At 58.1% G+C, this 26,620-nt stretch carries 21 protein-coding genes and 1 pseudogene; 3 read left to right on the top strand and 19 right to left on the bottom strand.

Annotation, left to right across the window (positions count from 1 at the left end; all coding sequences use genetic code 11):
• Positions 1-47: 47 nt before the first annotated feature.
• From KVG95_RS27080 to KVG95_RS27035, 10 genes and pseudogenes are all read right to left on the bottom strand, one after another.
• Positions 48-437, bottom strand: coding sequence for a hypothetical protein (locus KVG95_RS27080; RefSeq protein ID WP_217858582.1), 390 nt, complete (start codon positions 435-437; stop codon positions 48-50).
• A 586-nt stretch (positions 438-1,023) separates the two neighbouring features.
• The gene (locus tag KVG95_RS27075) at positions 1,024-1,524 is read right to left on the bottom strand and encodes a DUF2247 family protein (protein ID WP_217858581.1); all 501 of its coding nucleotides are present in this window, start codon (positions 1,522-1,524) and stop codon (positions 1,024-1,026) included.
• Positions 1,525-1,715: 191 nt separating this feature from the next.
• Complete coding sequence (locus KVG95_RS27070; RefSeq protein ID WP_217858580.1) at positions 1,716-2,048, bottom strand: hypothetical protein; 333 nt, start codon at positions 2,046-2,048, stop codon at positions 1,716-1,718.
• 7 nt (positions 2,049-2,055) lie between these two features.
• A pseudogene (locus tag KVG95_RS27065) lies at positions 2,056-6,698 on the bottom strand (RHS repeat-associated core domain-containing protein).
• The gene (locus KVG95_RS27060) at positions 6,698-7,435 is read right to left on the bottom strand and encodes a DUF4123 domain-containing protein (protein WP_217858579.1); all 738 of its coding nucleotides are present in this window, start codon (positions 7,433-7,435) and stop codon (positions 6,698-6,700) included. Before KVG95_RS27060 ends, KVG95_RS27065 begins: the two are co-directional and overlap by 1 nt.
• 24 nt (positions 7,436-7,459) lie before the next feature.
• Complete coding sequence (locus tag KVG95_RS27055) at positions 7,460-7,786, bottom strand: hypothetical protein (protein WP_217858578.1); 327 nt, start codon at positions 7,784-7,786, stop codon at positions 7,460-7,462.
• Position 7,787: 1 nt separating this feature from the next.
• Positions 7,788-8,198 (bottom strand): hypothetical protein, encoded by a 411-nt coding sequence (locus KVG95_RS27050; RefSeq protein WP_217858577.1) that lies wholly within the window; start codon positions 8,196-8,198, stop codon positions 7,788-7,790.
• Between the two features lie 181 nt (positions 8,199-8,379).
• Positions 8,380-10,686, bottom strand: a complete 2,307-nt coding sequence (locus tag KVG95_RS27045; RefSeq protein ID WP_217858576.1) for a type VI secretion system Vgr family protein — start codon at positions 10,684-10,686, stop codon at positions 8,380-8,382.
• 131 nt (positions 10,687-10,817) lie between these two features.
• Positions 10,818-11,333, bottom strand: a complete 516-nt coding sequence (locus tag KVG95_RS27040) for an Hcp family type VI secretion system effector (RefSeq protein WP_007900657.1) — start codon at positions 11,331-11,333, stop codon at positions 10,818-10,820.
• A gap of 123 nt (positions 11,334-11,456) precedes the next feature.
• Positions 11,457-11,633, bottom strand: coding sequence for a hypothetical protein (locus KVG95_RS27035; RefSeq protein ID WP_217858575.1), 177 nt, complete (start codon positions 11,631-11,633; stop codon positions 11,457-11,459).
• 100 nt (positions 11,634-11,733) lie between these two features.
• Between KVG95_RS27035 and KVG95_RS27030 the strand changes: the two genes are divergently transcribed.
• On the top strand, positions 11,734-12,411 hold the full coding sequence (locus KVG95_RS27030; RefSeq protein WP_217858574.1) for a type 1 glutamine amidotransferase domain-containing protein: 678 nt from the start codon (positions 11,734-11,736) through the stop codon (positions 12,409-12,411).
• A gap of 121 nt (positions 12,412-12,532) precedes the next feature.
• On the opposite strand, the gene hglS is transcribed toward KVG95_RS27030, so the two are convergent.
• From hglS to KVG95_RS27005, 5 genes are all read right to left on the bottom strand, one after another.
• Entirely contained in the window at positions 12,533-13,924 is a 1,392-nt protein-coding gene (gene hglS, locus KVG95_RS27025) for a 2-oxoadipate dioxygenase/decarboxylase HglS (RefSeq protein ID WP_217858573.1), read from the bottom strand.
• 128 nt (positions 13,925-14,052) lie between these two features.
• Positions 14,053-15,270 (bottom strand): glycolate oxidase subunit GlcF, encoded by a 1,218-nt coding sequence (gene glcF, locus KVG95_RS27020; RefSeq protein ID WP_217858572.1) that lies wholly within the window; start codon positions 15,268-15,270, stop codon positions 14,053-14,055.
• Between the two features lie 11 nt (positions 15,271-15,281).
• Positions 15,282-16,331, bottom strand: a complete 1,050-nt coding sequence (glcE, locus tag KVG95_RS27015; RefSeq protein ID WP_217858571.1) for a glycolate oxidase subunit GlcE — start codon at positions 16,329-16,331, stop codon at positions 15,282-15,284.
• Entirely contained in the window at positions 16,331-17,830 is a 1,500-nt protein-coding gene (gene glcD / locus KVG95_RS27010; RefSeq protein ID WP_123721115.1) for a glycolate oxidase subunit GlcD, read from the bottom strand. The genes glcE and glcD overlap by 1 nt, the downstream gene beginning before the upstream one ends.
• 52 nt (positions 17,831-17,882) lie before the next feature.
• Positions 17,883-18,809 carry an alpha/beta fold hydrolase gene (locus tag KVG95_RS27005; RefSeq protein ID WP_217858570.1) on the bottom strand — a complete coding sequence of 309 codons (927 nt, stop codon included), beginning with the start codon at positions 18,807-18,809 and terminating at the stop codon, positions 17,883-17,885.
• A gap of 222 nt (positions 18,810-19,031) precedes the next feature.
• Here KVG95_RS27005 and KVG95_RS27000 point away from each other — a divergent pair, with 222 nt between their 5' ends.
• A complete protein-coding gene (locus KVG95_RS27000) occupies positions 19,032-20,105 on the top strand; it encodes a diguanylate cyclase (RefSeq protein ID WP_217858569.1) in 1,074 nt (357 codons plus the stop codon).
• Positions 20,106-20,321: 216 nt separating this feature from the next.
• Complete coding sequence (locus tag KVG95_RS26995) at positions 20,322-21,563, top strand: M20/M25/M40 family metallo-hydrolase (RefSeq protein ID WP_217858568.1); 1,242 nt, start codon at positions 20,322-20,324, stop codon at positions 21,561-21,563.
• A 341-nt stretch (positions 21,564-21,904) separates the two neighbouring features.
• Here the strand turns inward: KVG95_RS26995 and KVG95_RS26990 are convergent, their stop codons facing one another.
• From KVG95_RS26990 to KVG95_RS26975, 4 genes are all read right to left on the bottom strand, one after another.
• On the bottom strand, positions 21,905-22,774 hold the full coding sequence (locus KVG95_RS26990) for an isocitrate lyase/PEP mutase family protein (protein WP_217858567.1): 870 nt from the start codon (positions 22,772-22,774) through the stop codon (positions 21,905-21,907).
• Between the two features lie 225 nt (positions 22,775-22,999).
• Positions 23,000-24,034 (bottom strand): arginine N-succinyltransferase, encoded by a 1,035-nt coding sequence (gene astA, locus KVG95_RS26985; protein WP_217858566.1) that lies wholly within the window; start codon positions 24,032-24,034, stop codon positions 23,000-23,002.
• Between the two features lie 61 nt (positions 24,035-24,095).
• Complete coding sequence (locus KVG95_RS26980) at positions 24,096-25,112, bottom strand: arginine N-succinyltransferase (RefSeq protein ID WP_217858565.1); 1,017 nt, start codon at positions 25,110-25,112, stop codon at positions 24,096-24,098.
• Positions 25,113-25,231: 119 nt separating this feature from the next.
• A complete protein-coding gene (locus KVG95_RS26975) occupies positions 25,232-26,581 on the bottom strand; it encodes an APC family permease (RefSeq protein WP_217858564.1) in 1,350 nt (449 codons plus the stop codon).
• Positions 26,582-26,620: the final 39 nt, after the last annotated feature.

Here is a 26,620-nt window from a genome sequence, read left to right as displayed (position 1 = left end):
AATAGGTTTCTAACTTTTATGTATGACTTTTATAATTGTTTGTAAGTTTATAGGGGGTAGTCACATCGCCACGGCGGTGTGAAAAGCTCCGGAGCAATATTGCTTTTTTCTAGAAGGAGATTTATTTCTTTTTTCGAGTCCATTGTTTCAAGTTTTGTTATTGTAATGTCTCGGTCATCAATACCGTCGCTTGTTTTTATTGTTTCAATTGGTATTGAGAATTCTATTGCTGCATAGCGTGAATTTTTTGATGAACTTATGAAGTCATAATATTGAAAAGGGTCGTCTGGCGAAAATTCAAATTTGTAAATTGCATATATGGCAATCCATTTGCGCAGTAATGGATCTACAGATTTAAGTTCTTGTGCGATTTTGTCATAGCCTGTACCTTCGAGTCCGTACCAAACGCTTCGCGGGATGATTTTTCGGTCGTTCATTTTGCTCCTAAAATTGATTTGGCCAATAGATGTGAGGGCGAAAGGGGACAGATTTATTTTCATGAGCGTGTAGAAAATAAATCTGTCTCCTTTTCAATCTAGCGGATAGTCACATGTCCAAGGTGGAGTGAATAGCTCTGGATCGATGCTGTTCTCTTGAAGGTAGTCATTTATCTCTTCTTCGGTTTCAAGAGCTTGACACTTAATAATGGCGGTGTCACTGCTTCCAATGCTATCCCTTGTTTCAATTATGAACTTTGGTATTGTGAAATCTATTACTACATATTTTGAGTTTTTTGCATCTTCCAGGAATTTATAATAAAACTCTCCTGGATATCTATTTGTAAAATTTAAATGATATATCGCGTATATAGCAATCCATCTGCGTAAGGAGTCGTCGTTTGTAGGGAACTCCTGCGCGATTTCTGTATACGATTTCGCTTCCAGACCCCACCAGACTTTTCTTGGGGTCATTTATTGAATGCTTCTCCTGTGAACGAATTTTGGCAGCAAATAAAGAGCCAAAGTGAGATAGGTTTGCTTTCAGGTGCATAGAAAATAAAGCTGTCCTCTTTTTTGATTCTTATTAAATGGATCTGTTCTGTTGTTCGAAGAAATCTTTGTAAGCTGATAAGGCAATTTTCCAATTTTCAAATAGCCGCTCTTCGGATCCTTCGACTCCTTCGGGGGCAGGCATGTATCTAACTAAAGAGGTAATTTCTTCTGGGTAGTCAAAGTCTGCGTACAGTTCTTCAACTATTTCAAGCGGATCTTCATAGTCTTCTTGATGCTCAAGTAAAAAGGAAAGTAATAAAAAAATCCAAGGTTTGGTGGTGTCTGTTGCTGGTGAGAGGTCCTTATCTGCCAGGGATTGGAGTAAGTCGCTTGCCAAATAATGTTCTTGAGGTAGCAATGAGGCGAGCTCAATTGCTTCTTGTGAGGATTTTTCTGTTAGGGTTTCACAGGCGTATTCCGATACTCCTTTTTCATCTATAAAGCCGTGCTCGAATCCATATAGAAGCTCTTTCCAATTTATCCATGGAGTTTTTTTGTATATGTAATGGCCGTCGAGCGGAAGATTTTTCATTTTGTATCTACTTGGGCAGTCTTGATGGGATTTGGTTTGGTGTACCAGTTATTTTTCTATCTGGGATGAATCGTTGGTGAGTTAGCTCTAGTTTTGAGGGCGAAAGGGGACAGATTTATTTTCATGAGCGTGTAGAAAATAAATCTGTCTCCTTTTCAGTCTTTGTAGTCGCTTTGTAGTTTTTTCTGAATTTATTTTTTGAATCTATGGATGCCAACTTCACTTTCAAGTTGGTATCCGGAAATATAATCAGATAATCCTGCGTTTACAATGTCTTCCCAGCCGGCCGGAATGGTTCCAATGTCATCGGTGTATTCTATCCATTCGGCTTCTGCGAATTTTTTATCATTTTCATCAAAAACGCCTCCTTTTGGGATGGCGACTTTAGTGATGTCTTTCGTGCATATATCAAATTCGCAGGAAGCGCCATATATAATGCCATCATTCGATTTGACAATTATGAGGTCGGCGCCTTGAGCGTAAGTACTTACATATGCGTCTGCAGCGTAAAATATTTTTTCCATTCGATCCTCACATTGGGAACGCGGTAACAACATTGTTTGTGTTCGGCTTTACTACGATTCTAATAGAATTCAAAACCGGGTGACCATCTGCTGCGCCAGGCATGCCGCCTTTAAAACCTGCGTTAGGATAGGGGACATCGTAGATCCAATTGCCATTTCCGGGCTGTTCAACGTATGGGGTTATGCCATCACGTTTGGCTATTGCCCAAGCATTCTCTGTCGCGGCTATGGGTTCCTCTGCAAATACTCCGTGAGGTACTTGTCGTGTAGGATCATCCGCACCATGTCGCTTTACATGATCCGCTCGAGTAAGCCCCTTTTTGTCGACTCCATTCCAGTCCAAATCTCCACTTGGCTTATGGTTAACGGGTACCTTCTTCTTGCTGCTTCCTGGGCATTGGTTTTTTGTAGTTACTAAGCCCAACGGATCCACCCACCCCGTAGGGTTAGGCACGTACTGGTAGTTGTTCAACCCACCCGCAAGCTTGATCGGATCCGGCGTCAAAAAACGTCCAGTGCCCGGATTGTAGTAGCGATGCCGGTTGTAATGTAAGCCCGTTTCCGCATCGAAATACTGACCCTGGAAGCGCAGCGGGTTGTCGATTTCGGCGATGTCCAGCGCAGCGAGGTTGCCATAGGCGCGGTACTTGGCCGACCACATGATCTCGCCGCTGTAATCGGTGAGTTCCTGTGGCGTGCCGAGGTGGTCGAGTTGGTAGTAGAACGGCGTGGCTTTCAGCGGGCCTTCGCCATCGAGCATGGCCAGCGGGCGGAAGCTGCCCGGTTCGTAGATGTAGCTGCGATAGCGGTTATCCGCGCTCTCGGCGATGAGGCGTTCGCCTTGCCACAGGAACTCTGTGGTGTGGCCGTCGACGGTTTTGGCGATGCGGCGGCCGAAGGCGTCGTACTGGTAGCTTGCGATGCTGCCACCGGGCAGGCTGACGCCGGTCAGGCGATGTTGGCAGTCGTAACGATATTCGGTGACGAGTTTCTGGCCGGCGCCGCGACGTTCGCGGATCAGGTTGCCGTGGGCGTCGTAGTCGTAATGACGGTCACCCTGCATCAGAAGGCGGTTGCCTTTGACGTTGGCTTGGTTTGCGGTTGGCTGGTCGCCTTGGCCGAGGAGGTTGCCCGCCGGATCGTGGGCGAAGCCTTCCGGGGTGGTGCCACGGACGTTGATCAGGCGATCGAGCGGATCGTAGTGATAGCTGCGGTTGCCTTTGCGGCTGTCGTCGATGCCGGCAAGGTTGCCGTTGGCATCGTAGGCGTAGCGGCGACGGAACAGATTGCGGTCCTGCTGGCTGACGGTATGGGCTTGCAGGCGGCCTTGTTCGTCGTACTGGTATTGGCTGAGCAGCAGCCCTTGTTGGCGCTGCTGTTCGCGACCGGCGTTGAACTGGTGCGTGGTCAGGCGCGAGCCGTTGAGGTCGATGCTGCTCAGGCGGCCGCCGGGTTGGTGGCGGTAGTCGAGTTTGCTACCGTCGGGGAGGCGGCAATGACTCAACTGGCCCAGGTTGTCGTACTCGTAACGCAGAGTGCCCCAGCCTTGGTGTTCGGTGATGAGGCGATCTTGCAGGTCGTACTCGTAGGCGAGGGGCCAATGGCCGTCGTCGACGTTCAGGAGGCGGCCGAGGGCGTCATAGCTGTAGTGAATTTCCTCGCCATCGGCCAGGGTTTTCACCAGCAAACGGCCAGCGGCGTCGCGTTGGTACTCGGTGACCAACTCACTGGCGTCGTCGCCGAATTCGGTTTTCTTCAGCAGTTGGCCGTTGAGGTCGTACTCGTAGGCAGTACGGCGACCGTCGAAACCGGTTTCCTGCTGGATCAGGCCGTTGGGGTAGTAATCGAGGTGGTAGTGTTCACCACGTTCGTTCTCGATCTCAGTGAGCAGCAAGCGTGAGTTGTCGTAGCGGTAGCGAAGCTGGCTGCCATCAGGATTGAGGCGACGGCTGACCAGGTGCAGGCCATCGGCGTATTCGTAGCGGGTGACGCGACCCAACTCACCGCGTTCAGCGGTGACTTTACCGTAGGCGTTGTAAGTGAATGCACGGGTTGCACCGCCGGGCAGGGTGATTTGTGCGAGGCGGTTGGTGGCGTCCCATTGGTAGTGGGTGATGGCGCCGGTTTCTTCCTGACGGGTAATCTGCCGGCCTAAGACGTCGTAACGGTATTTGCGCTGGCCGCCGTCGGGCAGGCGCTCTTCCAGCAGTTGACCGAGGTTGTTCCAGCCCAGTTGATGGCGGCTGCCATCGGGATGGCGGATTTCCAGCAGACGGCCCTGGCAGTCGTAGCTGTAGAGGGTGGCATTACCATCAGGGTCAATCTGTTGGGTGATGTCGCCCTGATTGTTTCGTTGATACTTCCAGGTGGCTTTGCCGCGGCGCACGTCACTGACGAACCCGTTGCTGTATTCATACGAAACGGGTTCATCTTCCGGGGGAATGACCGCCGTCATCAAGCCGTCTTCGTCGTACCGATACTCGGTAACAGCACCCAGCGGATCTTTTTCTGCGATCAGCTGACCTTTTTCGTCATAGGCCTTCAGGTGTTCAGCACCGTCGGGATCGATCTTGCTGATAAGCCGTGCTTTATCGTCGTGGGTGTAAACCTCTTCGCTGCCATCGGCGTTGGTAACGGTGACGCTGCCTTTATCGTCCCAGGCGTAATGCGCTTCCATCTGCGAGAAACTCGCCCAGTGATGGACGCAGCGCGACAACTTGCCTTCGTTCTCCCATTCCCAAAAGAAACTCGCGCCACCCGCCAGTTGCCGCTCAAGAATCACGTGTTGATCGTTGTAGCGATAGTGTTCGGCTTCACCGGCAGCGTTCTTCGCTTCAATCAGGCGATGCTGCGTGTCATAGCTGTACGTGACCAGCGTCTGGACGGTGTTCCAGGCGTCTCCCAGATTGTCGGCGGGAATGAACTGCTGATAGTCGACGGCGATGATGTGCTTGCGGTTCGCAAGAGCAGGGCGCGACCGGCGCCATTGTCGAGGCGTTTGATCCTGCCGTGGATGTCACGGGTGATGTGCAGCCGGTTGCCATAGCTGTCGCTGATGGCGATCAGGGTTGCGCCTTTGCTGTTGTAACGGAAGTGGTAGAAGGACGGTCGGCTCCCGGCTTGAGCCAGGACAAGTTCCGACGGGTCGTCACCGATGAAAATCGCTGCCCGTGACAGGCTGTTGGTGATCGCCGGCCGTTGTTGGCTTGGAAGCGGAAATGGCGTCGCCCGGTTTTCGTGGTCAGTCCAGATGACTTCATCGCCATTGATTTCGACTCGATGAGCCAGTGCATGGCTCCAGCCATAACCCAGGCCACAATCGATTTCCACTGCGCTGCTTCGATAAAGACGTGTCCACTCAAACGGCAGCAGGCCGTCGAGTTGGCCATCGTTGAGCGTCAATAACTCTTCACCGGTGACCATCGATACAGGGCACTTGTCGGTGCAGGTTTTGGCCGCGGGCTCAGCGCTTTGGTCGGCAGGTGTCTTGGCTTGCCTGGAAGCGTCGTCGCCCGTTTTGCCCTTGCCCAGTTTTGTGTTTTTCTTCCCGTCAAAGCGAACCTGCGCCACCCCTTTCTTCACCTGAGCCGTCACCCCACGAGCCGCTACCGCGGTGTATTTCGCGACGTATTCCATGAAGCCTTTGATGATCTTGAACACCGACTCCACAAAACCGGTCACGGCCTTGATGATGATTTCGCCGTACTTTTTCAAGCGCGCGGCGAGGTAGATGACACCGGTACCCTCCGCAGCAATGGTCAGCACGATCGAAATCACGATGTCGATCGCGATGCCGACGACCGCCGCCGTGGTCATTTTTGCGGCGTCACCGGCCATCTTCATCGGTGGCAGGCCGGCCAGCCAGATCACAGCACTGCGTACTATCAGGAACAGGGCGGCCTCGTCGCTGGCCAGCAGCATGGCCTTCTTCATGACGTCTGGCGCTTCTTTTGCCAGAGCTACCAGTTTTTGGGTGCCGGCACCGAGGTCTTTCGCAAACTTGCTCGGGTCTTGCAGGATGTCGAGCACCAGACTGATGCCGTCCCAGACCCCTTTGATTGCTTCCCAACCGCCTTCCAGGATGCCGTTGCCGACCGCCATGGCGGTCCCCGAAGCGGACATGTTCGACCATTGCGGCTTGAAGCCAGCCCATTCCTTGCGCAGGAAACCTTCCAGTTGATCGGTCAGGCCGTCATAGGACTTGAACAGGGTATCGATCTGAGCCGGCGTCACTTCGTTATGGATACGAATTTTGTAGAACTTGCCCGGAATACCGCCCGTCCAGCTGGCTTTGCCTTGGGCGTCGAGTTTGACTTTGCTGACCGCGCCGCCTTCTACCGCAACGATTTCGACTTCGATGTCACCCAGCGGGATGTCATACACCGATTCGAATTTGCTCTCGATCAGCAGCGGCCCCTTGAGTGGGCACTGGGCAACGTTCGAGGCGAAGTCGCCATCGGTCATGCTCACCGATTTGCTGGTGTTGCCGACCTTTATCACGCGCTCCATGCCCAGCAGGGAGGGCAGGTCTGTTGCTCGACTGCCTTTGTCGGCGGCTTTCGCGTACCAGGTTTTGGTCTGTTCTTGATACAGCTTCAAGCTGTCCTTGAACGTGCTCAGTTGGTTGTCAACGTAGGCAACGCGATCCATCAGCCTTGCTCCAGAATCAGGTGGTTTAACAGTGCTTCATTAAGGTTTTTTGGAGCATCGGCCCGGCGCACGAAGCGTGCGACTTTCAGCTTCAGATTGCTCTCGGGGTAAGCGGCGAAGATGTCTGGACGTTCCTCTTCCAGCCATTGCATCAGGTTGCCGATCAAGGTGGACGGGTTTTGTTTCGCGAGGCTGTCGAGCAGCTTCTGCGGCACCTCCCACCAAGGCCAGTCCTTCGCCGGTGGCACCGCGCGCGGCCCCACCTCCAGGCTCTTCCCATTGATCAGGTACCGATCAAACACCGGCAGCACTTCGCCGGCGGCATCGCCGAGGCCTTCCAGAATCGGGTAGATATGCCGCCCGTCCCAGAACCGGAAAAACACTTCAGTCCCATCCGGCATCCGAACCTGCGTGAGGCTGCGCAGATGTTCGAACACCACGTTCGGTTCGCTGCTGGAAACGGCCAGCCACCCCCAATCGAGGGCGTCGGTTTCGGCAATCCATGGCAGGAAGCTTGAGTTGGGTTTCAACTCGGTGAGGTAGGGCATCACTGGCTGCCAAGCCGCGTAGGGTGTACCGCCCCAGATCGGGATCGCCTGGGTTGTGGGTTCATTTTGGTAAAGCGTCTTGAGCGCTTCGGCATCACTGGCCGCACTGATGATCAGGTAAAGGCGTTCACCCGGCAGTAGCGGGGTTTCGGATAACCAGACCTGTGGATTGGTGTTTTCAGATGTCACAACAGCCGTCCTTGATGAGTGAATCTAAAAACTCATATCCGCTTCAATATTTTCTTCGTAAGTCGAGAGCAACTTCACAATGCTTTCGTTTCCGGAGTATTTCTCTTTCAACTGCTTCAGTTTTTGATCTGTGCCTTTGCAGTATTTATTGATGTCGCTGATGACACGGCTGAGGTTGTCCGGGTCGGCGGGGGCCGGCTCAGGAATATCTCCGCGCAGAGAGTCACAGTTGTCTCTGCTTGTTATGTAATCGGAGACGTCATCAGGCACTGAGCCATCGCTTTCGGCTGCACAAGCAAGCAGTGGGAGGGCGAATGCGATGAGCAAGAAATAGCGCGTGATTGTGTACATTTTAATGCCCATCATTTGACCAGTGAGGTTTGTCACTATTTCCACCAACAAATTTGATCACGCCGTAAGTGGCCCCTACGGTATGAAGCTCACTGTTCATCCCGGTTTTGGGGTCTGAGCTTATAGTGACCGCCGTGCCTGAGGCATTATTTATTGTTAATGTCCCGGCCCAGCTGATATTCATGTCGATCGCCTGTTTCTGGGTGTGCCGTGAGTTAAGCGCCGGGGCGACGTTCAATCCACTGATTCCGTAGCCATTCACCATGGCCCTGGCTGCCTGTACAGAGGCCTGTTGATCAAATGCGCCAGACTCGGAAGTATGTGCCCATTGGATTTTTATAACGTCACCTGGATAGCTAGGAACCTGTTGTGGGTCGTAGCCCGTTTTAACGATTTTCCACGACCAGTGCATTAGATAAGCTCTTTCCGGAGGCCGATATGTCGCAGAAATATGTACAGTCCCGCCGGCAGCTCTTACTGCATCGAGAAACTTTGTCACGGCTTCACGAAATGGAGACGCAAGTGACGTGACATTAGCGCTGCCCAGGAACCTTGCCACCCACTGAGCACCACTCGGTTCATCCGCTGAAACACTAACAGCTACAGGCGTCGGATCTGCAGTCGGAGTGAGTGTCGCTTGTAGTGTCGCCATAGTAGGGGGCCTCGATGGTGGCTTTTTCTGGTTTGTTGGATGAAACTTTTTGGGTCAATCCTTTACTGTCGGTAACACCCTTAACAATAAGTCCAGACTCAAGCTTGATTTGGTAAGGAGTATTCGGCTTGGGTTTGCCCGTTTTTTCGTCATTCACGACGAACACTAAATCGTGGGTAGTTTTTTCAGTATCGTGGGTGGGTTTTTCTATATCGCATACACCTGCCTTGCATTTCTCGCACTCTTCACAGAATGGCGCGTTACGTTTAAGAGTATTGATCTGCGCCGGGCTCAGCACCGCGCCAGCCTTATCCGCATCAGCCTGCTTCAACACCCCCGGCATCAACGGTGCCGCCCCGGTTCCGCTCCCCGGACTCCCCCCGGAGTTCATGTTGATCACCGGCCCGCTCAGCGTCACACCGCTGGCGTCGATCTTGATGAAGCTGCCGCCGCCCTTGAGGGTGAGTTCGCTGCCGGCTTCGAGCACGACTTTCATGCCGCTGCTCAGGTGGATTTCCTGGCCGGCTTCGATGAACTGGCCGGTGCCGATCTTGATGTGCTGGTTGACGCCCACGGTCAGGTGGTCGTTGGCGCGGGTTTCGACTTTGCGGTCGGCGTAGACAGTGTGGTGTTCTTCGGCCTTGAATTCGCTGTAGCTGTTTTGCTCGACGGTGTCGTGGCGTTCGTTGCCGACGCGGATTTTCTGGTCGTGTTCGACGTTTTCGTCCCAGTCGCGCTGGGCGTGCAGGAAGATCTGTTCCTGGCCCTTTTTGTCTTCGATGCGCAGTTCGTTGAAACCGCCGCCGCCCGGAGAGCTCATGGTTTTGAAGGTGCTGCGGGTCTTGTTTGCCGGCAGGGCGTAGGGGACGACGTTTTCCTTGTGGTACAGGCAGCCGCTGATCAGCGGTTGGTCGGGATCGCCTTCGAGGAAGCTGACCAGCACTTCCATGCCGATGCGCGGAACGGCGATGCCGCCATAGTGGGCGCCGGCCCAGGCGGAGGAGACGCGCAGCCAGCAGCTGGTTTTGTCGTCGGCCGCACCGATGCGGTCCCAATGGAATTGCACTTTGACGCGGTCGTATTGATCGCAGTGGATCTCTTCACCCTTGGGGCCGGTCACCACGGCGCTCTGGCTGCCGAGGATCCGTGGTTTGGGGTGGTTCAGCGGCGGGCGGTTCGGTACGTCCCACGGGGTGGCCTGGAAGCGGTTGCGGTAGCCCTGATGGAAATCGTCCTTGAGCTGGGTGGTGTCGCTGGTGACCGATTCCTCCAGCACTTGCGGCTGTTTGCCTTCGTGAAGGATTTCGGTCAGCAGCCATAGGTCGTTCCATTTGGCTTTTGGGTGTTGGGTCAGGGCCAGGAAGTGGCCGCTGACCAGCAACGGCTGATCGCTTTTGCCTTCGGCGAGCTGGAAGTCGCTGCGGTGACGCTCAAGGGCGCGTTTGGCCAGGTGCTTGCCGCGTTCGCGGTCGATGAAGCGGCCGGGGTAGTCGTAGTCTTCGAGGTCGGGCAGGGCGTCGCCACGGTTTTCGCTTTCCAGGGTCAGGCGCGGTTTTTCGAAGTCGTAGTCGCGGCGGGTGGTGCGGCTGGTGCGGGTTTCCAGGCGCAGGTCGAAGCGCTTGATCGCCGGGTCGTTGGCGACCATGCCGGAGTCTTGCTGGTAGGCCACGGGGGCGAGTTTCGGGAACACCGTCTGGTCATCGCCGAACACCAGCTTGTGGGCCGTGGCGCTGTGCTGGAAGTGGTAGTGGATACCTTCTTCCTCGCATAGGCGCTGGATGAACTGCAGGTCCGATTCATCGTACTGAACGCAGTAAATGCGCTCGGGATAAATCGTCCCGACTTTGAATTCGTAGGCATTGCTCTGGATGCCGTGCTCTTCGAGGACCATGCCAATGATTTTTGGCACGGTGAGGTTCTGGAAGATGCGTTGGTTGATGCGGTGCGCCAGGTAGGACAGCTGCGGACGCAGGGTCACCGCGTAGCGGGTCAGGCGTTTGCCGGAATCGCCTTGGGCGGCACGATAGATCTGGCCATGGATGCCGCTGCCGTCTGGCGAGAGCTGCAAAAAGGCCGGTTTGTGCAGCAGGGTCTCGAGGTCCAGGGACGGCTGTTCACTGACCAGCTCCACCTCAAAAACAAAAGGCTGGCTGATGGCTTCCCGACCTTGCAGGGAAAGGACCTGGAGATCGTTTTCCAGACCTTCGATAGTCAGGGCAAAGTGAGTCTGATTGGCCGGCGCGAACATCCCTTGTTCCTCGTACAGTGCTGCGGCGTTCGTTGAGACCCGGAAGCCGGGTCAACGGACGCAAAATTCTGGAAGGGCGTAAACAACATCGACCAGCAGAGCTGGCCGATGCTTGAAATGGTCGGCCTGGATCAGGCGACCGGAACACGCCAGTCATCGGAACCCGAAGTACCGGATACTTCGTGGGTCCAGGTGATTTTGCGGTAGGTGAATTGCACTTCTTCGAGATGCGTGAAGTGCGAGTTCGACGGATCCTGGCAGTTGTGCATTTTGTTGTTGATGGCGACGATGATCGCGTCTTCCAGTTTGGTGGTGTAGTAGTGCTCCTGGGTGCCTTGAGCCGAAGTGCGGTACCACTGGATAACGATTTCGCTCATGCGCTCGCCGGAAGTCAGCGCCGCTTGCAGCAGTGGCGAGGACTTGTCGTAGACCTTGGTGATCACGACTGGCTTGTGTACACGCTGACCGGTCGGTTGGCCGGACTGTGGGTCACGCGGGATGATCACGTCGTGGCTGAAAGCCTGAACCATGACCTGGTCTTCGTGACCTTCCTGGTAGGTGTTGCCTACGGAGTCGGCGGTGAACGCGCCGGCAGTGATCAGGCCTTGTTTCTCGCCGGTAACGGACATGTACGCTGGTGTAGCCATGGATGTGCTCCTTGCTAAAAGTTAGGGTGCCCGGGAGGCGGTATCGCCCGGTGGGTGCCTGACTGTTATCAAGGTCCGTGCCAGAAATGATTAAAGCTATATAAATCAGGTGGTTGATACGATTTATCCAGCGCCGAAAGGGTTTTCGGCAAGGATCAGCTGAAAAGGTGCGCAAGAAGTTGCGCAGCATTGCGCAACTTCTTGCGCACTCGGCTGGAGGGCTTCATAAACCTGGCGTCCAGCGTCGCTGGGGGGCTTTTCATCGAAATAGTTGCGCAACTTCTTGCGCATCAAGGCCATGAGCCGTCACCCCGAAAATGGGCGCAACGAACAGCGCTGTCCGATGGTCAAACCCAGCGCCGAGATCACTGAATAACCCTGAAATCGACTGGAGAACGACATGAAAATCCTGATGGTTTTAACGTCCCACGATCAATTGGGTAACACCGGTAAGAAAACCGGCTTTTGGCTCGAAGAATTCGCCGCACCGTATTACATCTTCAAGGACGCTGGCGCGCAGTTGACCCTGGTCTCACCCAAGGGCGGCCAGCCACCGCTGGACCCCAAGAGCGATGAGCCAGACGCGCAGACTGCGGCCACCGATCGCTTTCGCAAGGATTCCGCTGCCCAATCTGCATTAGCGTCTACCGGGGTGCTGAATACCGTGAGGGCCGAAGACTATGACGCTGTTTTCTATCCGGGCGGGCATGGCCCGTTGTGGGATCTGGCTGAAGACCCCTTTTCAATTGCGCTGATCGAGTCGTTTTACACGGCGGGCAAACCGGTGGCGGCGGTCTGTCATGCGCCGGGGGTGTTGCGTCACGTCAAGGATGCGGACGGCCAGCCATTGGTTAAAGGCAAGCGGGTGACGGGCTTCACCAACTCCGAAGAAGCCGCTGTGCAGCTGACGGATGTGGTGCCGTTTTTGGTGGAGGACATGCTCAAGGCCAATGGAGGGCTTTACTCCAAGGCCGATGATTGGGCGAGTTACGTGATTGCGGATGGTCTGTTGCTGACCGGTCAGAACCCGGCCTCGTCGGAAGCGACCGCCAAGGCTTTGTTGGCGAAGCTGCAATAAGACCAAAAGATCGCAGCCTGCGGCAGCTCCTACCTCGACCGTGTGCAACCGCGATGCAGCGGTGTACCCAATCCCCCGTAGGAGCTGGCGAAGCCTGCGATCTTTTTTGCAGCCATAACGCTTATTCGGAAACGTCCAAACCCAGTGCTGCCAAACACTCATCAATCGACCGCCGCTGCGTCTGCGCATACAACCCCAACTCATCAATCGTCGACCTTCCCAAGGCCTTTTCGAACGCTTGCTGGTTCGAATGCACGCCATAGTGGGTTTGCGCCGCATCCCCCAGGTTCGACTGAAAAATCCCCGCCGCACTGACCGGCAAAAAGTCTTCGTACACCAGCGGTTCAACCCGCACATAGCCGTCGCGGAGCAAATCTTCCAGCGACGCGCCTTTCAGCTCATGCACGGCCAGTCCCTTTTCCGTGACGAAGTAGCGAAAGTACGCCAGTTCCTGTTGGCGCATGTCCTCGACGGTGTCAGGGAATTCGCCGAAGTGCTGCGTCATTAGCGCGTTGTAGCGTGCGGCGTTGGCTTCATTGGGGAAGTCCTTCAGTTCATCCCGGGCAGCGTTGAGCAAACGGTCGTAAAGCGCTCGGCCTTTGGGGGTAAGCGCCGCCCCGCGTTGCTCGATTTCACCGAAGCGGGCGCTATGGCTGCCGCGGGTTTCGGCTTGATCGGTAAACGCAATCGGCTCGTCCAGCGCCTTGAAGCTGGTTTGGCGCAGCAGGATCGGGCATTGGCGGCGGGGAGGGCCTTCGATCACCGCTTTGGGGGTGATGCCATGGGCGGGCATTTGCGCCTGCACAATGTCGATGTCCAGGGTGCGTGGTGTCAGGTGGTTGATGTGCGGGCCTTTGAACGCCACCACGTCGGCGATCAGTCGATGCTGGGCGCTCAGTTGCTGGTACTGCGCGGCGGTGACGGTGGCGCTGTGGTGCCAGCGGAAGGTTTCCAGGGCTTGTGCGACGAAGTCCTGCGTCTCGTATTCAGTCAGGCCGCCCTGGGTTTCAGCGCGCTCAATGAGGGCCAATGCCGCCGGGGTGAAGATCGAGCGCGTGTCCAGCACCGACTGGGCAAAGGCCCGCAGTTCGGTGTCTTCGATCAGCTCCAGGCGCAGCAGCGAGGTGAACACCCGGAACGGGCTGACCTGCAACGCCGCCTCATGCACGGCACGGAACGCGGTGGAATGCACCGGCACGCCGGCCGGGGTCAGGTCGTAATAGCCCACCGGTTGCATGCCCATCACCGCAAACAAGCGGGCGAGGGTCGCCAGTTCAGCGGCGGTGCCGACGCGGATCGCACCATGGCGTTCCAGGTCCAGTCGCTGGATTTCACCGGTGCTTTTCAGCTGTTGGGCGATCTGCGGATCGCTGTCCAGCACGTGGCGGTTGGTCTGTTCCACCAGTTCCATCAGCGCGCCGTACAGCGGCACTTCTTCGCGGTACATGTCGGACATCGCTTTGGAGAAGCGTTGGCGGATCAGGTCAGGGCTGACGAAGTTCGGATGGCTCATGAAAAGTTTCCTGGCGCAGTGACGTATCGGATGCCGGAAAAGATCGCAGCCTTCGGCGGCGCCGACAAACGAAGTTTCTGACGAACTTCATTCTGCGAAGGACTGTTCTTGCAACGTAGGCTATTCGGTTATCGCAGCACTTGGTCCACCAGTTCGATCCAGTGCCTGACCGGCGTTCGTCCGGCGCTGTTGAGGTGGCTCTGGCAGCCTATGTTGGCGGTGGCGATGACCTCGGGATGGCCGCTTTCCAGGGCGTTGAGTTTGTTGTCTCTCAGTTGCCGGGCCAATTCCGGCTGGGTGATCGAGTAGGTGCCGGCCGAGCCGCAACACAAATGGCTGTCGGGCACAGTGGTGAGATTGAAGCCCAACCGGGTCAGCACGGCCTCTACCGCGCCGCCGAGTTTCTGTGCGTGCTGCAAAGTGCAGGGGCAGTGGAAGGCGATCCGCTGGTCGGTGGCTGCGCAAACCCGTTCCAAAGGTTCATCGGCCAGCACTTGCACCAGGTCCAGAGCCAGTTCGCTGACCTGCTGGGCTTTGGCCGCATAGACCGGATCGCGCTCCAGCAGATGCCCGTAATCCTTGATGAATGCGCCGCAGCCGCTCGCGGTTTGCACAATGGCTTCGGCGCCGTTTTCCAGGTGCGGCCACCAGGCGTCGATGTTGCGTCGGGCGCGGTCCAGGCCCATGGCCTGGGCGTCGAGGTGATAGTCCAGCGCGCCGCAGCAACCAGCGTTTGGCGCCGGGATCACGCTGATCCCCAACCGATCCAGCACCCGCGCGGTCGCGGCATTGGTGTTCGGCGACAGACCGGGCTGCACGCAGCCTTCGAGCATCAATACCCGGCGCGCATGCCGAGGGGCAGGGCGCTTGCCTGCGGCGGGAAGGTCGTGGGGCAACTTTGCCTCAACGCCCCGTGGTAGCAACGGCCGGAAGGTGGCGCCGATCTGCAGCAAGGTCTTGAACAGGTTCGGATTCGGCGCCAATGCCCGCAACCCTTGGCGCAACAGTCGCTGACTGGCCGGGCGCGGCACCGCTTGATCGATCACGGCGCGGCCAATGTCCAGCAAGTTGTGATAATCCACCCCGGACGGGCAGGTAGTTTCGCAGTTGCGGCACGTCAGGCAGCGATCCAGGTGCAACTGGGCTTTGGCCGTGGCGGGGGCGCCTTCGAGCACTTGCTTGATTAGGTAGATGCGCCCGCGCGGCCCGTCCAGTTCGTCGCCCAGCAGTTGGTAGGTCGGGCACGTCGCGTTGCAGAACCCGCAATGCACGCAGGTGCGCAGAATCTTGTCCGCTTCTTCGGCGCGGGGCAGTAGTTTGGACTGTTCGCTGAGATTGGTTTGCATTGAGAGCGCCCCTAGAGTTCCGCGTACATCCGGCCGGGGTTGAACAGCCCTAGCGGGTCCAGTTGCGCCTTGAGTTGCCGGTGATAGCGCAGCAGCGTCGGGGCCAGCGGCTGGAAGGGCGTCTCGCTGACGCCATGGCTGAAACAGGTGGCGTGGCCGCCGAGTTCAAGGGCCCGCGACTGAATGTTGTCGGCCGCGGATTTCAACCAGCGTTGCGCGCCGCCCCAGTCGATCAGTTGCTCACCGGGCAAGTCCAGAGGCCCGAGGTTATTGGGCAATGACAAGCGCCACAGCGGCAGGCCCTCATTAAAAAAGTCTAGTCGTTGTTCGTTCAGGTCGGCCCAATAACCGTAGTCCAACGGTTCGCCGCCGAGCCGTTGATGGGCGGCCGTGACCGAACCTTCGCCGCCTTCGAGCCGCAGATACAGACGCTGACCGTCGTGGCTGGCAGCGCTGATGGGCAGTGGTTGCTGGCCCCATTGCGCCAGATTTTCCAAGGCGCGGGCGCAGTCGATGTCCAGGCTGATGCTCAAGCATTGCCGGGGTTTGGGCAGCACTTTGAGCGAGACTTCGGTCAGCACCCCGAGGCAGCCATAACTGCCCACCATCAGGCGCGAGAGGTCGTAGCCGGCGACGTTTTTCATCACTTCACCGCCGAAGCGCAGGTGGGTGCCGAGGCCGCTGATCACCCGGGTACCGAGGACAAAATCGCGCACCGAACCGGACCACGGGCGCCGCGGCCCGGACAACCCCGCCGCGATCATCCCGCCAACAGTGGCGCCTTCGCCGAACGATGGTGGCTCGCAGGGCAGCATTTGCCCCTTTGCATCCAGTGCGGCAAACAGTTCGCTCAGCGGCGTGCCGGCGCGAACGCTGATCACTAGCTCGGTCGGGTCGTAGCTGACGATGCCGCGATGGGCGCGGGTGTTGAGTATTTCTCCGGCCACTTCACGGCCGAGAAACGCCTTGGTGTTACCGCCCTGAATGCGCAGCGGCGTGGCGTTCTCCCGCGCCTGTTTGACCTGCTCCAGCAGGGCTTCACTGGCATCGAAGTCCGGCATCAGAAACGCTCCAGCTCAGGGAACGGCAGTTGCCCGGCGTGGATGTGCATCGCACCGAATTCCGCGCAGCGGTGCAGGGTCGGGATATTCTTGCCGGGGTTGAGCAGGCCCTTGGGGTCGAACGCGGCTTTCACCGCGTGAAACAGCGTTAACTCATCACTGTTGAACTGCGCGCACATCTGATTGATTTTCTCCCGGCCGACGCCATGTTCGCCGGTGATGCTGCCGCCGACTTTCACGCACAGTTCGAGGATTTTGCCGCCAAGGGCTTCGGCCCGTTCCAGTTCACCGGGCTGGTTGGCGTCGAACAGGATCAGCGGGTGCATATTGCCGTCGCCGGCATGGAAAACGTTGGCCACGCGCAAGCCGTACTCTTGCGCCAGGCTGGCGATGCCCTTGAGTACACCGGGCAATTCGCGGCGGGGGATGGTGCCATCCATGCAGTAATAATCCGGCGAGAGGCGGCCAATTGCCGGGAAGGCGTTCTTGCGCCCGGCCCAGAACCGCACGCGTTCGGCTTCGTCCCGGGCCTGGCGCACCTCGCTGGCGCCGGCCTGCTGCAGCACCTCGCGGACTCGTTCGCAATCGTCGTGGACATCGGCTTCGACACCGTCCAGTTCGCACAGCAGAATCGCTTCGGCGTCCACCGGGTAACCGGCGTGGATGAAATCTTCGGCGGCACGGATTGCCAGGTTGTCCATCATCTCCAAGCCACCGGGAATGATCCCGGCGGCGATGATCTCGGCCACCGCGCGACCGGCCTTTTCCACCGAGTCGAAGCTCGCCAGCAGGACTTTGGCGACTTGGGGTTTGGGCAGCAGTTTGACCGTGACTTCAGTAATGATCCCCAGCAAGCCTTCGGAACCGGTGAACAACGCCAACAAGTCGAAGCCCGGCGCGTCCAGCGAATCGGCGCCGAGGGTCAGGTGTTCGCCTTCAAGGGTTAGCACTTCGAGTTTCAGCAGGTTGTGCACGGTCAGGCCGTATTTGAGGCAATGCACGCCACCGGCGTTTTCCGCGACGTTGCCGCCGATGGAGCAGGCGATTTGCGAGGACGGGTCCGGCGCGTAATACAGGCCGAAGGGCGCCGCTGCCTGGGAAATCGCCAGGTTACGTACCCCCGGCTGGACCCGTGCGGTGCGGGCGGCGGGGTCGATGTGCAGGATGTTGTTGAACCGCACCATCACCAGCAGCACGCCTTTGTCCAACGGCAGTGCACCGCCGGACAAGCCGGTGCCGGCCCCGCGCGCCACCACCGGCACGTTGCGGGCATGACAGAGCCTGAGCAGCGCCTGCACCTGTTCCAGCTGCCGGGGCAGGGCGACCAGCATTGGCGTGGTGCGATAGGCCGACAGGCCGTCGCATTCGTAGGGTTTGAGTTCTTCTTCGCGCCAGAGGATGTCCAGGTCCGGCACCTCCTGCTGCAAGGCCTTGAGTAACGCAGCCTTGTCGACATTGGGCAGAACACCGTCGATGCGTTCGTCGTAAAGAATGTTCATCGTTCACCACCAAGCGCAAAGGGGCTTGCCCCCTTCACCACAGGGGATCTCATCAGTTTTTCCTTCCCAAAAACTCCCGATATAACCGCGCCGTATTGGCCGGTTGCTCAACCATCGGCATATGGCCGACACCGTCCCAGATTTCCACCCGAAGATCGGCGATGCCCTTGCTCCAGACCGGTACGCTGCTGACGTCGATCAAACGGTCCTTGCGCCCCCACAGGAGCAGCGCCGGGCATTTGATGTCGGGCAGTTTCGGCTCCATCGGCGGGCTGGCGTGAAAGTCCCTGAAGATTTCTTCCAGTTCGTCGCGCTGCTGTTCATAGCGCTGGGCGACGGCATCCAGCACGATTCCCGGCACCCACGGCGGGGAGGCCATGGTCATGGCGTAGAAATACTGGAACTCTTCACGGGAATGAATCAAAAACGGGTTGTGGCCGCGGGCCAGGTGTCGCTCCATATCGCTAAGCTCCGGGGCAGTGACGCCGGCCGGGTCGAGCAGCGCCAGAGAGATAATGCGCTCCGGATAAGTGGCTGCCAGCCACGCGGCGATGTAGCCGCCCATGGAGTTGCCGATCACATGCACCTTTTCGACCCCACAGATATCGAGCAACTGGATCAATCGTTTGGCCTGGACCGGAATGTCATAGCCACCGCCGGCCTTGAAGCCGGTTTCGCCGTGCCCGGCGAGGTCAGGAATAATCACCCGGTAGTCGTCGACAAAGTGCCGGGCAAAGCGCAGCCAGATGTTCTTGTCGGCGCTGCAGCCGTGCAGCATCAGCACACTGCTGGCGGCTTCGTAAGGCCCGCCTTGCCAGGTCGAAACGGTCATTTCGGAGATTGGCACGACGATCTTGTGCAACCGGTACAGCCGGGCCTCCAGCGCCATGTTCAAGTCATAGAGCCAGTAACCGATGGCCGGGTAGCTCAACCAGCTCCAGGCCACGAAGACGGCGATAGTGACAACCAACAAAAGCATCAGGCTATTCCTTTGCAGTGATCAGGACAGAGTGTGGTCGGTGGGTTTGAGCGCGATCCCTCCCTTCATGTATAGACCAAACATCGGGCATTCAGCTCATGGCGAGGCCATGCTATTCAGACCGCCAACCGGTGATGGCTATTTGCCGTCGCCCTGATAGACTTCAAGCACACTTTCAATCCCGTGTGTTGTCAGGCTCCGTTCAGTGGTACAGAGGCCTCTATGGAAAAAAAGGGAGGAAAGGGACTTTCACTGGCCAGGAGGCTTTATGGGTCACGAATCCTGGGGCTGGCCCTTGGATTATTGTGCGTCGGCGCAGGCATGTATCCACTCAACCCGGCGCCTTGGGTCTGGGTAGTGATGCTGCTCAACGGGCTGCTCTGGCCGCATGTGGCCTATCAATGGGCGCGCCGGGCGAAAATTCCTTTCCACGCCGAACACCGCAATATCCTGGTGGACGCGTTTCTCGGCGGCTTCTGGGTGGCCGCCATGCAGTTCAATCCGCTGCCCAGCGCGGCAACACTGTCGATGATGGCGATGCACAACGTGGCCATCGGCGGTTTGCGTTTTCTGTTGATGGGCGCCGTCGCGCAGATGCTCGGGATCGGCGTCGGGCTGCTGGTGTTCATGCCGGCTTTTGTCCCGCAAACCAGTCCGTTTCAGCTGTACGCCTGTTTGCCTTTGCTGTCGATTTATCCGATGTCCCTGGGCTGGATCTGCTTCCATCAGGCCCATACTCTTGGCCGACAAAAGCGCGAACTGTTGGCCCTGAGCCGCACCGACAGCCTGACTGGCCTGCTGAATCACGGTGCCTGGAAAGATCAGCTGGAAATCGAGTTTCAGCGTTGCCAGCGCCAGCAGCAGGGCGGGGCGATAGCGCTGATCGACATCGATCATTTCAAAATCATCAACGACACCTACGGCCATGTCGCTGGGGACATTGTCCTGCGTCAGCTGAGCAAAATGCTCAAGCAGAACCTGCGGGCAGCGGATGTCGCCGGGCGCTATGGCGGCGACGAATTTTGTGTGCTGCTGCCGGACCTGCCGCTGGACCGCGCCGCCGTGGCGATGGATGCGCTGCGTGATCGTTTCGCCACGTTGGGTTATGAGCAGAACCCAGCGCTGAAAGTCAGTTTGAGCATCGGCCTGGCGGCCTTCAACCCGGCCCACGACGACGCGACCCTGTGGCTCAACGACGCCGACCAGGCGCTCTACGAAGCCAAGACCACCGGCCGCAACCGCGTCATCTGCCACAGCGATGGTAAACCGCATAAAGAGTTGCTCGATTCGGTGTAACCAAATCACCACAAATCCCTGTGGGAGCGGGCTTGCTCGCGAAGACGGAGTGTCAGTCGACATCATTGTTGCCTGATACACCGCTTTCGCGAGCAAGCCCGCTCCCACAGGGGATGTGTGGTCATTCAGGTTTGTGTATGTTGCATCCGGTGTAGAGCCTTGCGTCGTAGTCAGGTAGGGTATTTTCGACCCCCGACACGAAACAAGGATCGATTCATGACGTTCAAACGCTCTCGCTCCCTCCTGGCCACCAGCCTCGGCCTGACCCTCGCCCTCGGCGCCTTCACCCCCGCAGCCTTCGCCGAACCCCATAAACAAGTCCTCGCCGATGCCGAACAGTACAAAGGCGAAGCCCTGAAACTGCTGGAACGCCTGGTGAACATCGACTCCGGCTCCGGTTATGAACCGGGCCTGACCCAGGTGAGTGACATCGCCATCGAGGAGTTGAAGAAACTCGGTGCCACCATCGAACTTGTGCCCAACACCCCGGACAAGAGCAACCATGTACTGGCCACGCTTAAAGGCACCGGCAAGGCGAAAATCCTGCTGATGGCACACATGGACACCGTGTTCAAGGAAGGCTCGGCCGCCGCGCGCCCGTTCCAGATCAAGGAGGGCCGCGCTTATGGTCCGGGCGTGATGGACGACAAGGGCGGCATCGTCGCCGGGATCTATGCGCTGAAAGTCCTGAAAAACCTCGATTTCAAGGACTATGCGCAAATCACCTTCCTGCTCGACGCTAGCGAAGAGACCGGCTCGGACGTCGCCACTGATCTGATCAAGAAAACCGCCAAGGCCCACGACGTGACGCTCAACCTCGAACCGGGCCGCCCAGCCGATGGTCTGGTGGTATGGCGCAAAGGTAGCGCCACCGCCATGGTCGAGGTCAAAGGCAAGGCATCTCACGCTGGCGTCGCGCCGGAACTGGGGCGTAACGCCGCCATGGAAGCCGCGCACCAGATTCTGCAACTCGGCAAACTGGGCGATGCGCAGAAGAAAACCACCATCAACTTCACCGTGCTGAACGCTGGCGACCGCACCAACGTGATTCCGGATCAGGCCACCGCCAAGGCTGACGTGCGGGCAGCGGTGCCGGAAGAGTTCGACCGGATCGAAAAGGACCTGGCACGGGTCTCGAAAGACAAACTGATTCCCGAGACTGAAGTGACTACCACCCTTAAACGCGGCTTGCCGCCGATGCCGCAAACGGCGGAGTCAGATCGCTTGATGGCCATGGCCCAAGGGATTTATGGCGAAATTGGCCGCAAGTTGACGGAAGAAGGCAGCGGCGGGGCGGCGGATGCCAGCCTCTCGGCCGGGGTGGGTACACCGACGCTGGACGGGTTCGGGATTGTCGGCGGGAATATCCATACGCCAGAGGAATACGCCGAGGTCGAGAGCGTGGCGCCGCGGATTTATCTGTTGTCGCGGATGATTATGGAGTTGACCAAGAAATAAGCCACACAGCTCGGGCGCAGCTCTCTGTGGCGAGGGGGCTTGCCCCCGTTGGGGCGCGTAGCGGCCCCCTGCATTCTTTCAGACTCACCGAGTCGCCTGGATTTACGGCTGCTGCGCAGCCGAACGGGGGCGAGCCCCCTCGCCACGGGGTTGGCGGTGGTTCGGAATAGGGAAGTTCAAGGTCGCGATTTAGCGGTGTCTCATCTGGCCTCTTCGCGAGCAAGCCCGCTCCCACATTTGATTGCTGGCGTGCACAAATAATGTGTTCACAGAAGATCCAGTGTGGGAGCGGGCTTGCTCGCGAAGGGGCCAGATGCCACACCATCATTTCAGCCGAACCCTCACTCCTTGACGCTCATGTATTCCTTCGCCCAACGAATGTAATCCTCAGGCTGCGTATAGGTGTGAGTCAGTTCGGTGGCGCTCAGGTCCGACGCCTGGGTAAAGATCTGGCGTTGCTCGCGCAGGCTGTCATATGTCGCCTTGATCGCCGCGAAGTAGGCGCCATGGCCGTCGATGGTGACGCGCACGCCCAGTTCGGCCAGGCGATTGTCGTCGCGCAGCAGCGGGTTGCCGTAGGTGACCAGCATCAGCGGCACACTCAGGTGCTCGGCGATTTGTTCGAGGTGGTCGAAGTCCCGCACGCCCACCATGCAAATCCCGTCCGCCCCGGCCTGTTGGTATTGCTGGGTGCGGCTGATGATTTCCTGAACCGGCAGGATCCCGGCATTGGTCCGCGCAATGATCGCCATTTCCGAGTCGACCCGGGCTTCCAGAGCTGCGCGGATCTTGCCGACGCCTTCCGCGACCCCGATCAGGTCAGTGGACTTGCGGCCGAATTGCGCGGGCAACAAGGTGTCTTCAATGGTCAGGGCGGCCACGCCAGCGCGTTCGAGTTCGACGATGGTGCGCATGACGTTGAGTGCGTTGCCATAGCCGTGGTCGGCGTCGGCGATCACCGGCAATTGGGCTACGCGGCCGATGCGGGTAGCCTGCTCGGCGAACTCACTCAGGGTGATCAAGGCAAAGTCGGGGGCGCCCAGTACCTGCAACGACGCGACCGAACCACCGAGGATCCCCACTTCAAAACCCAGATCAGCGGCGATACGTGCCGACATGGGGTCGAAGACCGACGCGGTGTGATAGCAGGCGTTGGAAGCGAACAGTTGGCGGAAATTACGGCGCAAATCTTGATGTGACAGCCTGGACATATGAGTTCCACCAATACAAAGGAATGGAAGGGCTTGAGCAAAAGTGTCAACGCCGAAGGAACAAAAGGCTATCACGTGGGCGGGTGAAGAATGATGACGAATTTGCCGGCCAAGGAATGCAAGATCAAAAGATCGCAGCCTGCGGCAGCTCCTTGGATGTTCAACGATCGATGTGGGCGGGTAAAGAATGATGTAGAAGCTGCCGAAGGCTGCGATCTTTTCCGATCACGCCGCCACCGCCTGCTGCTGTTGGTTGCGCAGCGGCACGGCGCGGACCGAGTTGCCGGGTTGCAGTTGCAGGCGTTTTGCGGTGAGCCGGTCGACGATCAGGCTGTTGCCGACCAGCCGCGCCTGGGCAGTGGTGATGCGGCAGCTTTCCAGGCGGCGGTTGTGGATCAGCCATATTGGCGCCTGGTCGTCGGGCGTGCCGATGGCCAGCTCCAAGCGTTGGCTGTCACGCACCGTGCGGATTCTCGACACCGGGGCTTCGATCACCGGGCCTGCGTCGAAGATGTCGATGTAACCCTTATGGGCAAACCCCTCGGCGGCGAGGATCTTCAGCGCAGGTTCGGTGGTCGGGTGCGGCTTGCCGATCACCGCCTGCGCCTGTTCGGTGAGCAAGCAAGTGTAGAGCGGTTGGCGCGGCATCAGTTCGGCGATGAACGCTTTGCTGCCTAGCCCCGACAAGTGATCGGCATGGCTGAAATCCATCTTGAAAAAATGCCGGCCCAGGCTGTCCCAGAACGGTGAGCAACCTTGTTCGTCGGCACTGCCGCGCAGTTCGGCAATGAGCTTGTCGCCGAACAGATGGGGAAATTCGGCAACGAACAGCAGGCGCCCCAGCGACAGCAATCGACCATTACTGCCATGACGTTGATCGTGTCGCAGAAACAGCGAACAGATTTCCGATTGGCCGGTCATTTCGTTGTTCAGGAACAACGTGGGGATCTGGCGCTGAATACCCAGGTCCGGCGACGAGCTGACCGTGAGTCCGACCCGATAGTTGTACCAGGGCTCCCGCAGGCCGACAGCTCCCACCAGGGCACTGACGCCGACCACTTGTTGATCGTCGTCTTCGAGCACGAACAGGTAATCGGCGTCCGCACGCTCTACCTGTTCGGCAAAGGTGCGCTGGGCCCAGCGCACTCGGTGGGTCAGACGTTCTTCACTGGCCGGCAGGGTGGTGAACCCGGGGCCGGCCCGTTGCACCAGATCCAGCAGGGCGGGCAGGTCGGTGACTTGAACCGGGCGGACAATCATGATGCAGCTCCTTCTTCGCGCCTGTTCTGGCGCTGTCGTTGGGCACGGGGCCGGTGGCGGCTCACAGGGCGATCAACCGGATCGCACTGGCGTCGGTCACATTCAGGGCCGCGCACATTTCGGCGCTCAAGGCCACGGGTTGCCCGGCGCGATAGTCCAACTCGGCGACGATGGCGCGGTAACCCTTCAACGACTCGTTGCTTACCAGGTAGCTGCCGCGCGCATCGATGGCCGAGCCAGGGTGCACCGTGCCGGTCTGGCTTTGGGCGATGGAGCGAATGTTCGAGGTGCGTGCGTACAACGTCGGGCCACCGTCGAACAGGTCGATATAGCTGTTGGTCTCGAAGCCTTCGCGTTCAAGAATGTCGAAGGCCTCCTGACCGTCGGGATGAATCCGGCCAATACATGCTTGTGCCGCCGGCGGCAGCATCGGCACGTAGATCGGGTATTGCGGCATCAGTTCGGCGAGAAATGACCGGCTCTGCAGACCGCAAAGCCGCTCGGCTTCAACGTACGGCAGGTCGAAGAAATGCTTGCCCAGCGCATCCCAGAGCGGTGACTGGCCCTGTTCGTCGCTGTAGCCAACGATCTCGGTGATCACCGCTTCGGCAAAGCGCGCTGTGTGTGCGGCGATGAACAGCAGTCGCGCCCGGGACAGCAATTCGGAAAACCGCGTGCGTTCCAGCGCTGTGTCGATATGGAAACCGCGCAGCAAAGTATGACCACTGAGGTCGTGGCACAACGACAGCGCCGGCACCCCGTGCTCGATGTTCAGCTCCCGTGAGGCACTGGTGAAATGGCGATTGCGCAAACTGTAGAACGGCTCGTTGAACCCTGCGGTGGCGAGGATTTCCGAGCAGCCGACCAGATGGCGAGTCGTGAGATTTTCCAGAACGAAGAAATAATTCTCCGGGCCAGGCCCCTGGACGTCTTTCTCGAACGAAGCGCAGGAGTCGAGAATTTTCTCGCGCAGGCGTTCGGTGTCGTCCGGCAAGGACGTGACCCCCACCAGACTGTCGCGCGCCAGTTGCTGCAACTGGGGCAGGTCGGTTAACTCCACTGGGCGTAAGACCAGCATGGATGTACTCCTGTATCAAAGGGTTCGGCGATTTGCACCGAACCTGACTATCACTGTCGGTTTCCACGCGTTAAATCGGCAGTCGCCTGAATTCATGTCAGACGCTGCCCTTTTTCTTGTCAGCCATTGCTTGGGTCGGGTAGGACCGTGCTGGCACCCAGTTTGTTGAGGAAGAATAGATAGACCAGCCCCAGGGCAATCCAGATCAGGCCGAGTTTCTGTGCATCGACGCCCATGTTGTACATGATGGCCGCGACGATGATGAAGCCGATCACCGGGCAAAGCAGGTGACGAATCACCTGGCCGGACTTCTGCCGACGCCAGTAATAGTTGATTACGGTCAGGTGCAGCAACATAAAGCCGCTCAGGGCGCCGAAGTTCACCAGGGAGGTGAGGGTGTCCACCGAGTTGATGAACAGGTAGCAGATCACCAGCGACAGCGCCGCCACCAGATAGATACTCACATACGGCGTGTTGTGTTTCGGGTGCACCTTGGCCAGCACTTTCGGCAGTTTGCCGTCCCGCGCCATGCCGAACAGCAGGCGCGAAACCGCCGCTTGCGAGGTGATTGCGACCGCGACACCCCAAGCCAGGGCGGTGGCCACGGCAGTCAGGGTTGCCAGCCAGCTGCCGGCAGCGATTTCGGCGATTTCATAGAACGCAGTGTCGGCGGTCTTGAAGCCCAGGCCGGCGGCCAGATCCGTGGCAATCCAGGTCTGCACGACAAAGATCACGCCCATCACCAGCAATGTGATCAGCGCAGCCTTTCCGACGCTACGGCCCGGGTCGCCCTTGATCTCTTCGGCGAGGGTGGAAATCGCATCGAAACCGAGGAACGACAGCACCGCAATCGACACTGCTTGCATCAGCAGGGCGAAGTTGAATGTCTCGGGGTTGTACAACGGCGCCAGAGTCAGCTCGCCGTTACCGCCACCGTTGTGCAGGGCATTCCAGGCATAGAACAGGAAGATTCCCAGCACCACCAGTTGCGCCAGTAGAAAGATGATGTTCATCCGCGCGGTGAAGGTAATGCCCCGCAGGTTGACGAAGGTGGCGCTGACCAGAAAAGCCAGGATGAAGCCGACTTTCGGGATGTCCGGGTACAAATGATTCAGCGCCATCGCCGCGTAGACATAGAGCAGTGGCGGAATCAGCAAATAATCGAGCAACATCAGCCAACCGGCGATAAACCCGACATGCGGGTTGAGGCCGCGTTGTGCGTAGGAATACACGGAGCCCGCAATCGGAAAGGCCCGGGCCATGCTGCCGTAACTGAGGGCGGTGAACAGCATCGCCACCATGCCGATGATGTAGGCCAGCGGTACCATCCCCGGGGCTTCGGCGTTGACGTAACCATAAACGCCGAACGGGGCGATGGGGATCATGAAGATCATCCCGTATACCACCAGGTCCGTCAGCGTCAGGCTACGTTTCAACTCTTGCTTGTAGCCGAATTCTTCTATTTCCATGAAGCCCTTCTCCTTGATATGAAAGCAGCTGCATGCTGC

It is taken from the genome of Pseudomonas farris (assembly GCF_019145235.1).
Classification (GTDB): Bacteria; Pseudomonadota; Gammaproteobacteria; order Pseudomonadales; family Pseudomonadaceae; genus Aquipseudomonas; species Aquipseudomonas farris.
This window is presented reverse-complemented; position numbering and strand designations above follow the sequence as displayed.

Coding starts and splice junctions, on each gene's coding strand:
- KVG95_RS26975 (WP_217858564.1), bottom strand. CDS start 26,581: ATGGAAATAGAAGAATTCGGCTACAAGCAAGAGTTGAAACGTAGCCTG.
- KVG95_RS27000 (WP_217858569.1), top strand. CDS start 19,032: ATGGAAAAAAAGGGAGGAAAGGGACTTTCACTGGCCAGGAGGCTTTAT.
- KVG95_RS27045 (WP_217858576.1), bottom strand. CDS start 10,686: ATGTTCGCGCCGGCCAATCAGACTCACTTTGCCCTGACTATCGAAGGT.
- glcF (WP_217858572.1), bottom strand. CDS start 15,270: ATGCAAACCAATCTCAGCGAACAGTCCAAACTACTGCCCCGCGCCGAA.
- KVG95_RS27075 (WP_217858581.1), bottom strand. CDS start 1,524: ATGAAAAATCTTCCGCTCGACGGCCATTACATATACAAAAAAACTCCA.
- KVG95_RS27055 (WP_217858578.1), bottom strand. CDS start 7,786: ATGTACACAATCACGCGCTATTTCTTGCTCATCGCATTCGCCCTCCCA.
- KVG95_RS26990 (WP_217858567.1), bottom strand. CDS start 22,774: ATGTCCAGGCTGTCACATCAAGATTTGCGCCGTAATTTCCGCCAACTG.
- astA (WP_217858566.1), bottom strand. CDS start 24,034: ATGATTGTCCGCCCGGTTCAAGTCACCGACCTGCCCGCCCTGCTGGAT.
- KVG95_RS27030 (WP_217858574.1), top strand. CDS start 11,734: ATGAAAATCCTGATGGTTTTAACGTCCCACGATCAATTGGGTAACACC.
- KVG95_RS26980 (WP_217858565.1), bottom strand. CDS start 25,112: ATGCTGGTCTTACGCCCAGTGGAGTTAACCGACCTGCCCCAGTTGCAG.
- KVG95_RS27050 (WP_217858577.1), bottom strand. CDS start 8,198: ATGCACTGGTCGTGGAAAATCGTTAAAACGGGCTACGACCCACAACAG.
- KVG95_RS27070 (WP_217858580.1), bottom strand. CDS start 2,048: ATGGAAAAAATATTTTACGCTGCAGACGCATATGTAAGTACTTACGCT.
- KVG95_RS27035 (WP_217858575.1), bottom strand. CDS start 11,633: ATGGCCTTGATGCGCAAGAAGTTGCGCAACTATTTCGATGAAAAGCCC.
- KVG95_RS27080 (WP_217858582.1), bottom strand. CDS start 437: ATGAACGACCGAAAAATCATCCCGCGAAGCGTTTGGTACGGACTCGAA.
- KVG95_RS26995 (WP_217858568.1), top strand. CDS start 20,322: ATGACGTTCAAACGCTCTCGCTCCCTCCTGGCCACCAGCCTCGGCCTG.
- glcD (WP_123721115.1), bottom strand. CDS start 17,830: ATGAACATTCTTTACGACGAACGCATCGACGGTGTTCTGCCCAATGTC.
- KVG95_RS27040 (WP_007900657.1), bottom strand. CDS start 11,333: ATGGCTACACCAGCGTACATGTCCGTTACCGGCGAGAAACAAGGCCTG.
- KVG95_RS27005 (WP_217858570.1), bottom strand. CDS start 18,809: ATGCTTTTGTTGGTTGTCACTATCGCCGTCTTCGTGGCCTGGAGCTGG.
- hglS (WP_217858573.1), bottom strand. CDS start 13,924: ATGAGCCATCCGAACTTCGTCAGCCCTGACCTGATCCGCCAACGCTTC.
- glcE (WP_217858571.1), bottom strand. CDS start 16,331: ATGCCGGACTTCGATGCCAGTGAAGCCCTGCTGGAGCAGGTCAAACAG.